Genomic DNA, 9,486 nt, shown 5'->3' on the forward strand with positions numbered 1-9,486 from the left:
GGGTGAATGCCTGGAGTCTATCAGGGCAACGTCAAATCGCCACTACTGCTTACCGGTTAATGCTTCAGTGCGAAAACCCGCGTGCCAGCATCAATGCCACACCCAGCAACATCACCGCCGTGATCCGCTGCAACAACACTCGCCGCTTGGGGTTTTCCAGCACATGCTTGATGCGCTGGCCGAAATAGCAGTACAGGCAACCACTGGCAAATTGCAGCAACAGGAAGGTCAAGCCGAGGATGGCGATGTCCGCCGCCGAGCTGTGCTCCCCACCCCCGGCAAACTGCGGGAACACAGCGCTGAACATGATGATGGTCTTGGGGTTGGAAAAGCCGGTCAGCAAACCCTTGCCGAACAGGCTGCGCGAGCCCTCCACGGCGCCGGCCTTGTCGATCGACACGCCGCTGCTGGTCCACTGCTTGTAGGCCAGATAAAGAATGTAGGCCACGCCGACAAACTGGATGGCCTGGGTAATTGCGAGGTTGCCCTTGATCAGTTCCGAGAAGCCCACGGCAAAGATCAGGATCGAAATCAGGTACGACACACTGGCGCCGATCTGCGCCGGAATCGAACTGCGCAGGCCGTCCTTCAAGCCCAGGCTCAACAACAGCAGGGTCATGGGGCCGGGACTGAAGGTCATGGTCGCGCAGAACAACAGAAAGTAGAGAAACGAAGACAGGGTTAACGCACTTGTCATGGTCCGGGACCTTGAAGGGGGCGCACGCTGCACGCGCGCGCCCATGATGGACATCAGGCGACCGCGATTTCGGTCGTCAGGGATTCGCGGTACATCAAGGCCAGGTCAGCCAGGGCGGCCTTGGCGGTCTGGTTGCGGGTTTCGAACGCCACCAGGCCTTTCCAGTTGGTTTCCACGATGGCCTGCATCACGTCGGCGTAGTCGCAGTTGCCGTCATGAATGCCGAAGTGCTGGTCTTGCACCCCGTTGTTGTTGCTGAAGGAAATGCCCTTGATCAAGTGGTGATACTTGCGCACCACGGCCGCCGGCAGGCCGTTCTCAATGTTGGCGTGGCCGGCATCGAGGAAGAAAAACACATTGTCGTGGGCTTGCAGGCGCTCGAACACGAAAGCGTATTCGGCCTCGTGGGTGAAGATGTAGTGGAACGGGCGATAGTTGACGTAGTTGGACAGGTTTTCCAGGTAGATATCCGTGCCCTTGCCCGCCGCGTAAGTGGCCAGTTCCTGGACTGACTTGAGGTAGTGCTCCAGGGCGACCTTCTTGGCCTTGAGCACCATTTTCGGCTCGACGATGCAGCCACCGTGAATGATCAGCGGCGCGCCCAGGCGACTGGCGATATCGATTTCCTTCTTTACGTAGGCCACCGCCGCCGAGCGGAAAGCCTCGACGTCACTGCCCAGCGGCGCCTTGAAATTACCGTGGAAAATCGGCTGGACGCCGCTGGCGGCGATCTGCGCCTGCAGGCTTTCGATGCGCGCGTCGGTCCAGTCATCGACCATTTCGCCAAACAGGCTGCCGTCGACATACCAGTGGGTGCACTGGCCTTCAATGGCGGTTTGCAGACCCTGTTCAGCGTCCAGGTATTTCTGGTGGGCCACACCGGTACAGAACGGCACGGCAGGGTTGATCAGTTTGCTTTCCATGGAGCGATTCCTTTCGTTGATGGAGGGTCAGGCGTGTAGAGGTTCAGCGAGTTCGATGGCCATGAAATCGGCCTTGGTCACGCCGCAATCGGGGCATGTCCAGTCTTCAGGCACCTCTTCCCAAGGGGTGCCTGCGGGTATTCCGTCCTCCGGAATACCCAATTCTTCCACGTACATAAAACCGCAGGGTGCACACATATAAGTCTTCATGAGAATGCAGAATCCATTGCTCGCTTGTAGGAAATTTCGCCAACTCCTGGCGAGATGGCGGGCAGTCTAGGGGAATGGCATTGCGCCAGGCAGGTAAAGTGATGCCTAATTCGGCCTAACTTCACCGGTAAAAGCACCGGCAAACCTAAGGACGCTTCATGTTGGTATCCGCCATCGCCTTTATGGAAGGCACACCCAAGGTCCAGCAGATCGTGGAAGCCTTCAGCCAGGCCATCGAGGCCGGTGAATGGGCGCCCGGCAGCAAGTTGCCGTCGGTGCGTGAGTTGACCGAAATCCTCGGTGTCAGCAAGTTCACCCTCAATGAAGCCCTGGACCGCCTGCGCGGGCGCAACCTGCTCACCTCAAGCCAGGGCCGTGGCTATTTCGTGGCGATGGACAGCGCGCGCCCGGCTGCGGCGACCTGGGTCGACCTGCTGCCCCAGGACCTGCTAAGCGTGTTGCGCCGCCCCCTGGCGACCGCCAGTGGTGAACTTCGCCCCGGTGGCGGCCACCTGCCGGAAGACTGGTTGAACGGCGAAGCGATCCGCCAAACCATGCGCAGCGTAGTGCGTGCGCCGTCGCTGCGCCTTGCCGGGCTCGGCACGCCGGCCGGGCTGCTGCCGCTGCGCCAGGCGCTGCAACAGAAACTGCACGGCGACGGACTGTCGGTACCGGTGGAACAGATCATCACCACGCCCAACACCGTGCAAGGTCTGGACATGCTCATGCGTCTGCTGGTGCGTCCTGGTGACACGGTGTTGCTGGACGCGCCCTGCTATTTCAACTTCCACGCCAACCTGGCCCTGCACGGCGTCAAGGTGGTGACCCTGGAACGGCGCCCCGACGGCTTTGACTTCACTGCCCTCGAACAGCTGCTCGCCGAGCACCGCCCCAGCCTGTACCTGACCACCAGCGTCTTGCATAACCCCACCGGCCATTCCTTCAGCCCAAGCCAAGCGTTTCGCCTGCTGCAACTGACCCAGCAGTACCACTGCCATATCGTCGAAGATGACCTCTATGGCGACCTGCACCCCAATCCACCGCCGCGCCTGGCCGTCGTCGCCGGGCTGGACCAGGTCACCTACCTGTCGGGGTTCTCGAAGATCCTCAGTGCCAACACCCGCGTTAGTTACGTGGTGGCCGCGCCGCAACTGGCGGCCAACCTGACCAATATGAAGTTGATGAGCGGCGGCGTGACCTCGGAGCTGTTCGAGCAGATCGTGTACCGCATGCTCAGTGAAGGCAGCTATGCCAAGCACCGCAAGCGCATGGTCCAGCGCTTGATGGAAGCCGGCGGGCGCGTCGAGCAATGGCTCAAGCGCTGCGGCTGCGAGCTGCCGATGGCGTTTGAAGGCGGCATGTTCATCTGGGCGCGCCTGCCGCCTGGGGTCAACGGCGAAGTGCTGGCCCAGGAAGCCTTGAAGCGCAGCATGGTGCTGGCGCCCGGCACGCTGTTTGGCTACGACCCGGCGCACCGCGACTTGATGCGCTTCAACGTGGCCCATACTGACGAGCCACGGGTGCAGCGGGTGTTCGAGGCGCTGCTGGTCAAGGCGGTACGGTCAGCTTGACCGGCGGCGGGTAAACGGTTGCGTCAATCCGGCAACGGAATCACCCGCAACGGCCGCACCGACTTGTAGGAAAAGCTCGAGTAGATTTCTTTCACACAGGGCAACGTCTGCAGGACTTCCCTGGCAAATTCGCCGAACGACTCCAGGTCCTTGGCCACCACTTCGAGCAAGAAGTCATAACGCCCTGACACGTTATGACAGGCCACGATCTGCGGAATCGCCAACAGCCGCTGCTCGAACGCCCGCGCGATTTCCTGTGTGTGGCTGTCCATCATGATGCTGACGAAGGCAGTCACCCCATAGCCCAGGGCCTTGGGTGAGAGGATCGCCTGGTAACCGCTGATCACTCCACTTTCTTCCAGATTGCGCACCCGTCGCCAGCACGGCGAAGTGGTCAGGGCCACGCGGTCGGCCAGTTCGGCCACGGTCAGGCGGGCATTGCTCTGCAACGCGTTTAACAGGGCTTTATCGGTGCGGTCCAGATGGGCGGGCATAACGTGCCTCTATTTATTGTCTTTATCGATTTTTCTTGCATGGACGCCCGCATTTGCGGGCTTTTTCGCAACGTTCAACGCTGGTTATGAGCATAGCATTGTAGGAAATAAGGAGCGCCTGATATGAACAATAAACACCCTGCGTTCGGCTTTTCTACCCGCGCCATTCACCACGGTTACGACCCCAAGGACCATCACGGCGCGCTCGTACCGCCGATCTACCTGTCGGCCACCTTCGTTTTTCCCACCGCCGAGTACGGCGCCGCCTGCTTTGCCGGGGAAGCCAGCGGGCACTTCTATACGCGCATTTCCAACCCGACCCTGGCCCTGCTGGAATCACGCATGGCTACCCTGGAAAACGGCGAGGCGGCGGTGGCCTTCAGTTCCGGCATGGGCGCGATTGCGGCGACGTTCTGGACCTTGTTGCGCCCTGGAGACGAGGTGATCGTCAGCCAGACCCTCTACGGCTGCACCTTCGCCCTGTTGCACCATGGCATTGGCGAATTTGGTATCAAGGTGCGCCATGTCGACCTCACCGACCTGACCGCCCTGCAAGCAGCACTCTCTCCCGCCACCCGCATGATCTACTGCGAAACCCCGGCCAACCCCACACTGCGCCTGGTGGACATCGCCGCCGTGGCGCGGCTCGCCCATCAACAGCCAAATGTCACCGTGGTGGTCGATAACACCTATTGCACGCCCTACCTGCAACGGCCTCTGGAACTGGGCGCCGATGTGGTGGTGCACTCAGCCACCAAATACCTCAGCGGGCATGGCGACATCACCGCGGGCATCGCGGTGAGCAACCAGGCGCTGGCGCAACGTATTCGCCTGCAGGGGCTCAAGGATTTGACCGGCGCGGTGATGTCCCCCCAGGACGCCGCCTTGCTGATGCGCGGCCTCAAGACGCTGGCCTTGCGCATGGACCGTCATTGCAGCAACGCCCAGGCCATCGCTGAAGCGCTGCAGGCGCACCCCGCCGTGCGGTGGGTGACCTACCCTGGGCTGGCGTCTTTCCCACAATTCGAATTGGCGGCACGCCAGATGAAACAGGCCGGCGGCATGATTGCCTTTGAGCTCACCGGCGGGGTCGACATGGGTCGGCGCTTCATGAACGCGCTCAAGCTGTTCACCCGCGCGGTCAGCCTGGGCGACGCCGAATCACTGGCCCAGCACCCGGCCAGCATGACCCACTCCACCTACACTCCCGAGGAACGTGCACAGCACGGCATCAGCGAAGGGCTGGTGCGCTTGTCGGTAGGGCTTGAGGACGTCGCCGACCTGTTGGCAGATGTGCAGCAGGCGTTGGCCAAGTGCGTACGTACGGTTGCGCGCCCAACCTCGCTAGACGCACACGCGATGAAATGACCGTCAGGCTGACGTGAGACTTTCCCACAACGGCGACCAGACAAGTCTGATCGCCGTTATGCGTTTTTAATCTGGTTTTTTTGACGATTGGATCCCCACCCTTGGGTCAGGCTGTACTAGCATACGTCTCGGCGGGCAGCACCATCACTGCAGGTTATTCGCATTGGCTAGCACCTTAATCCCCGTCGCTATAGAGCCGAATGCCTGCAACCGGAACTCATGGACGAACTGATGAACTCACACCTGTTCCCACATCTAGGCAAGGTCATCGCCAGCACCGGCAGTCGCCACTTCCCACGCATGCTGCATGACCTGATCCTCACCCAATTGGCAGTGGACGCCACACACATTACACAATTGCGAGTGAATGCCGCAGGCGACACGCGCCGCAAGATCAGCCCGGTCTACACCGACTCGACGTTGGCATTGGGGGAGGAACAACCGGCCGCCCAACTGCACCTCACCCGGCGTAAAGATGATGTGCGCTATGTGCTGTCGGTGTACCGCTCCCACGATTCCGAAAACTTCTCGGCCCAAGAGCGCAGCATGCTGCAGGACTTTTCCACGCTGCTGCTGCCCATGGTGGAAAAACACATCAGCGCGATCCAGCCAAGCCTTCCGGGCGATACGTCGATGGAATCGCAACACCAGGGCATCGAGACCTTGCGCCGCCGTATACAGGAGCGGCTGGTGCAATCGGGGCTGACCCTGTCCAAACGTGAGCTGGAAGTGTGCGTGGGCCTGCTGGCCGGGCGCACCGCGCCGGAGTTGGCCGAGCAATTGGCGCTGAAGGTCAACACCATCGAGAGCTACCTCAAGCGCGCGGCGATCAAACTGGGGATCAGCGGGCGGCACTCGTTGTTGCGGTGGATGTACTCGGCGGACGACAGCGCCAGCTTCTGAAAAAAATGTGGGAGGGGGCTCCCGAGCCGTCACGGGAGCAAGCTCCCGCTGGACTGCGCAGCAGGCCCATTGTTTGGGGCCGCTGCGCGACCCAGCGGGAGCAAGCTCCCTCGCCACAGATGCTTCTCGCTTCTGCTGCTTCTTAACTGACTGGCATTGGGGCAAGCCCCCTCCCACATTGATCTGCGTCGGTCGGCAGTTGTCAATCGCGGGCCAATGCCTCGATCGGGTCCAGTCGTGCCGCGTTGCGCGCCGGTACGAAGCCGAACACAATGCCGATCAGCGTCGAGCAGGCAAACGCGGTGATGATCGAGCCCACGGAAAACACCATTTCCCATTCCTTCACGAACAGCGAAAACAGATAGCCGATGGCGTAGGACAACGAGATGCCGATGATCCCGCCGATCAGACACACCATCACCGCCTCCACCAGAAACTGCTGACGAATATCCGACTGCCGCGCCCCTACCGCCATGCGAATGCCAATCTCGCGGGTGCGCTCGGTGACCGACACCAACATGATATTCATCACCCCGATGCCACCCACCAGCAACGAAATCACCGCGATCAATGACAACAACAGCGCCAGCGAGCGGCTGGTTTTCTGTACCGTCTGCATGATGCTGTCGAGGTTGTTGGTGAAGAAATCCTTGGTGCCGTGGCGTTGCAGCATGAGCTTATTGACGTTGTCCTCCACCACCTTGCTCGGCTGGCCGTCCTTGATGCGCACGGTGATGCTGTCCAGATGGCGCTGGCCCAGCAAGCGCCCCGCCGCTGTCTCATACGGCACCCACACATTCAACGCCTTGCTGGCGGCAAACATGTTCTTGTTGTCCGCCGTCACCCCGATCACCGTGCACGGCAGGTTGCCGACCAGGATGACCTGGCCCAGCGGGTCGACGTTCGGCCCGAACAGGCGCTGCCGAGTGTTGTGGTCGATCACCACCACCTGCGCCTGACGCCGTGCATCGCTTTCGCTGAAGGCGATACCCGCTTCGAGTTTGAGGCCCTTGACCTTGAAGTAACGGTCGCTGACGCCGTTGACCTGTGCATCCACGTCGATGTTGCCAAAGCGCAGCAACAGGTTGCGTCCCACCACCGGGGTGGCGCTGTCGACGTAATACAGCTGGTTCAACGCGTCCACATCCGAAGGCATCAGGGTCTCGATGGCCGAGGCGCGGCTGTCACCGAAACTGGTGCCGGAAAAAATATCGATGGTGTTGCTGCCGATGGCCTGGATGTCCTTGAGCACATAGCGCTTGGCGCCCTCGCCGATGGCCGAGATCGACACCACCGAGGTGATGCCGATAACGATGCCGAGCATGGTCAGCAAGGTGCGCATGCGATGGGAGATCAGCGCGACCCAGGCCATGTTGAACGCCTCCTTGAACAACCCCAGGCTCGCCACCAAGCGCCGGGCGCCGCTGCGCCTGGGCTCGACCGGCGCGTCGTTGGGCAACTGCGCGACGGCGCTCTGATTGGCCTTGTCGCTGACGATCTCGCCGTCGCACACTTCGACGATACGCTGGGCATTGGCCGCCACCTTGGGGTCGTGGGTGACGATGATCACCGTCTGCCCGGCCGCATGCAGCTCGGCGAGGATGCGCATCACCTCCTTGCTACTCTGGGTATCAAGAGCCCCGGTGGGTTCGTCGGCAAGGATCACTTCACCGCCGTTCATCAAAGCCCGGGCGATACTCACGCGCTGCTGCTGGCCACCGGACAACTGGCTCGGCCGATGAGTGATATGCCCCGCCAGGCCTAGGCGTGCGAGCAGATCCCGTGCGCGGCTGTGGCGTTGGGTTTCTGGGGTGCCGGCGTAAATCGCCGGCATTTCCACATTGTGCAAAGCACTCAGGTGCGCCAACAGGTGGTAGCGCTGGAAGATGAACCCGAAGTAATCGCGGCGCAGTTCCGCCAGTTGCTCATCGCCCAGGGAGCGGGTTTCGATGCCGTTGATCCTGTAGCTGCCCGCCGTGGCGTAATCCAGGCCGCCGAGGATATTCATCAGCGTCGATTTACCCGAACCCGACGCGCCGATGATCGCCAGCATCTCACCGGCGTGAATCGTCAGGTCGATGCCTTTGAGCGCAATGAACTCGCGCTCACCGGCCATGAAACTGCGGGTGATGCCCTTGAGTTCCAGCAGAGGTTGGCTCATGGCTCAGTTCCCCGCCACGGCAGGCGTTGCGTCGCCGATCACGACTTTATCGCCCTCGACCAGGCCGTCGAGGATCTGCACCTTGACGTTATTGTTGATGCCGGTTGTCACCTCACGCACCAGCGCCTTGCCCTTGGCGTCCAGCACCCGTACCGCATAGCGGCCATCGGCATTGCGCGGCCCGAGTGCCGCCACCGGCACCATCAGCGCAGCCTCGGCGGTATCCAGCACAATGCGCACCTGGGCGGTCATGGCGATGCGCAGGCGATGGTCGGGGTTGGGCACGTCGAACAGCGCGTTATAGAACACCGCCGTATTCTGCTTGGGCGTGCCGGCGGTCTGGGTTTCCAGGAAGTTCTGCGGCGCAGGTTCGGTGCCGCGCAACTTGGCGTAGTAGCGTTTGTCGGCTTCGCCGAGGATGGTGAAATACACCTGCTGGCCAGGGCTGATGTGAATCACATCGGCTTCCGAGACCTGGGCCTTGACGGTCATGGTGTCGAGGTCGGCCAGCTTGAGCAGTACCGGCGCGAGCTGGCTGGCAATCACGGTCTGGCCTTCCTGGGTGACAATGCCCACCACATCACCGTCGATGGGCGCATTGATGCGGGTGTAGTCCAGGTTGATCTTGGCGGTGTCGATCTGGATGTGCGCGCTCTTTATCTGGGCATCCAGGGCCAACAGATTGGCCTGCTGCACCTGGAAGGTCGACTCGGCATCTTCAAAGTCCTGGCGCGACACCGACTCATCGTCCTGCAAGCCCTTGTAGCGTTCATACACCGACTTGGCCTGCTTGACCTGCGCCGCCGTGGCGCGGCGTTGGGCCTGCAGGTTTTCCTCATCGACCTGGGCTTTGCGCAGGGTGTTCTGCAGGATCAGCGGGTCGATTTCGGCCAGCCACTGGCCCTTTTTGACCTTGTCGCCGACCTTGACCTTGAGCGATTTCAACTGGCCGGAGACCTGGGCGCCGACGTCGACTTGCTTGACACCCTCCAGCAGGCCGGTGGCCAGAACGGCGTTCTCGATATCGCCGCGCTCGACCGTGGCAGTGAGGTACAAGGGCGCATCGGCGGGGGCCTTTACGGTATAGATAATCAGGCCAACGGCCACGGCCAGTACTGCAAACATGCCGATTTTGCGCAACTTAGACTTTTGCATAAAT

9 protein-coding genes are annotated in these 9,486 nt (G+C 61.3%); 3 read left to right on the forward strand and 6 right to left on the reverse strand.

Annotation, left to right across the window (positions count from 1 at the left end; genetic code table 11):
• Positions 1-64 precede the first annotated feature (64 nt).
• From C4J94_RS15790 to C4J94_RS15800, 3 genes are read right to left on the reverse strand one after another with little or no spacing between them, the layout of a single operon-like run.
• The gene (locus C4J94_RS15790) at positions 65-697 is read right to left on the reverse strand and encodes a LysE family translocator (protein ID WP_124387038.1); all 633 of its coding nucleotides are present in this window, start codon (positions 695-697) and stop codon (positions 65-67) included.
• Positions 698-750: 53 nt separating this feature from the next.
• Positions 751-1,620, reverse strand: a complete 870-nt coding sequence (locus C4J94_RS15795; protein WP_124387039.1) for a sugar phosphate isomerase/epimerase family protein — start codon at positions 1,618-1,620, stop codon at positions 751-753.
• Between the two features lie 27 nt (positions 1,621-1,647).
• Positions 1,648-1,830 carry a rubredoxin gene (locus C4J94_RS15800; RefSeq protein WP_124387040.1) on the reverse strand — a complete coding sequence of 61 codons (183 nt, stop codon included), beginning with the start codon at positions 1,828-1,830 and terminating at the stop codon, positions 1,648-1,650.
• Between the two features lie 158 nt (positions 1,831-1,988).
• On the opposite strand from C4J94_RS15800, the gene C4J94_RS15805 reads away from it, so the two are divergent.
• Positions 1,989-3,401 (forward strand): PLP-dependent aminotransferase family protein, encoded by a 1,413-nt coding sequence (locus tag C4J94_RS15805; RefSeq protein ID WP_124387041.1) that lies wholly within the window; start codon positions 1,989-1,991, stop codon positions 3,399-3,401.
• Positions 3,402-3,424: 23 nt separating this feature from the next.
• Here the strand turns inward: C4J94_RS15805 and C4J94_RS15810 are convergent, their stop codons facing one another.
• A complete protein-coding gene (locus tag C4J94_RS15810; protein WP_124387042.1) occupies positions 3,425-3,895 on the reverse strand; it encodes an Lrp/AsnC family transcriptional regulator in 471 nt (156 codons plus the stop codon).
• Between the two features lie 123 nt (positions 3,896-4,018).
• Between C4J94_RS15810 and C4J94_RS15815 the strand changes: the two genes are divergently transcribed.
• Positions 4,019-5,263, forward strand: coding sequence for a methionine gamma-lyase (locus C4J94_RS15815; protein WP_124387043.1), 1,245 nt, complete (start codon positions 4,019-4,021; stop codon positions 5,261-5,263).
• 231 nt (positions 5,264-5,494) lie between these two features.
• Positions 5,495-6,166 carry a helix-turn-helix transcriptional regulator gene (locus tag C4J94_RS15820; protein WP_177413455.1) on the forward strand — a complete coding sequence of 224 codons (672 nt, stop codon included), beginning with the start codon at positions 5,495-5,497 and terminating at the stop codon, positions 6,164-6,166.
• 202 nt (positions 6,167-6,368) lie between these two features.
• On the opposite strand, the gene C4J94_RS15825 is transcribed toward C4J94_RS15820, so the two are convergent.
• The gene (locus C4J94_RS15825) at positions 6,369-8,327 is read right to left on the reverse strand and encodes a MacB family efflux pump subunit (protein WP_124387045.1); all 1,959 of its coding nucleotides are present in this window, start codon (positions 8,325-8,327) and stop codon (positions 6,369-6,371) included.
• A 3-nt stretch (positions 8,328-8,330) separates the two neighbouring features.
• The gene (gene macA / locus C4J94_RS15830; RefSeq protein ID WP_124387046.1) at positions 8,331-9,482 is read right to left on the reverse strand and encodes a macrolide transporter subunit MacA; all 1,152 of its coding nucleotides are present in this window, start codon (positions 9,480-9,482) and stop codon (positions 8,331-8,333) included.
• Positions 9,483-9,486: the final 4 nt, after the last annotated feature.

This window comes from Pseudomonas sp. R5-89-07, assembly GCF_003851685.1.
Classification (GTDB): domain Bacteria; phylum Pseudomonadota; class Gammaproteobacteria; order Pseudomonadales; family Pseudomonadaceae; genus Aquipseudomonas.

What these genes read in the sequence shown, in the direction of transcription:
- C4J94_RS15815 (WP_124387043.1), top strand. Translation starts at nt 4,019, where the DNA reads ATGAACAATAAACACCCTGCGTTCGGCTTTTCTACCCGCGCCATTCAC.
- C4J94_RS15825 (WP_124387045.1), bottom strand. Translation starts at nt 8,327, where the DNA reads ATGAGCCAACCTCTGCTGGAACTCAAGGGCATCACCCGCAGTTTCATG.
- C4J94_RS15810 (WP_124387042.1), bottom strand. Translation starts at nt 3,895, where the DNA reads ATGCCCGCCCATCTGGACCGCACCGATAAAGCCCTGTTAAACGCGTTG.
- C4J94_RS15820 (WP_177413455.1), top strand. Translation starts at nt 5,495, where the DNA reads ATGAACTCACACCTGTTCCCACATCTAGGCAAGGTCATCGCCAGCACC.
- C4J94_RS15800 (WP_124387040.1), bottom strand. Translation starts at nt 1,830, where the DNA reads ATGAAGACTTATATGTGTGCACCCTGCGGTTTTATGTACGTGGAAGAA.
- C4J94_RS15795 (WP_124387039.1), bottom strand. Translation starts at nt 1,620, where the DNA reads ATGGAAAGCAAACTGATCAACCCTGCCGTGCCGTTCTGTACCGGTGTG.
- C4J94_RS15805 (WP_124387041.1), top strand. Translation starts at nt 1,989, where the DNA reads ATGTTGGTATCCGCCATCGCCTTTATGGAAGGCACACCCAAGGTCCAG.
- macA (WP_124387046.1), bottom strand. Translation starts at nt 9,482, where the DNA reads ATGCAAAAGTCTAAGTTGCGCAAAATCGGCATGTTTGCAGTACTGGCC.
- C4J94_RS15790 (WP_124387038.1), bottom strand. Translation starts at nt 697, where the DNA reads ATGACAAGTGCGTTAACCCTGTCTTCGTTTCTCTACTTTCTGTTGTTC.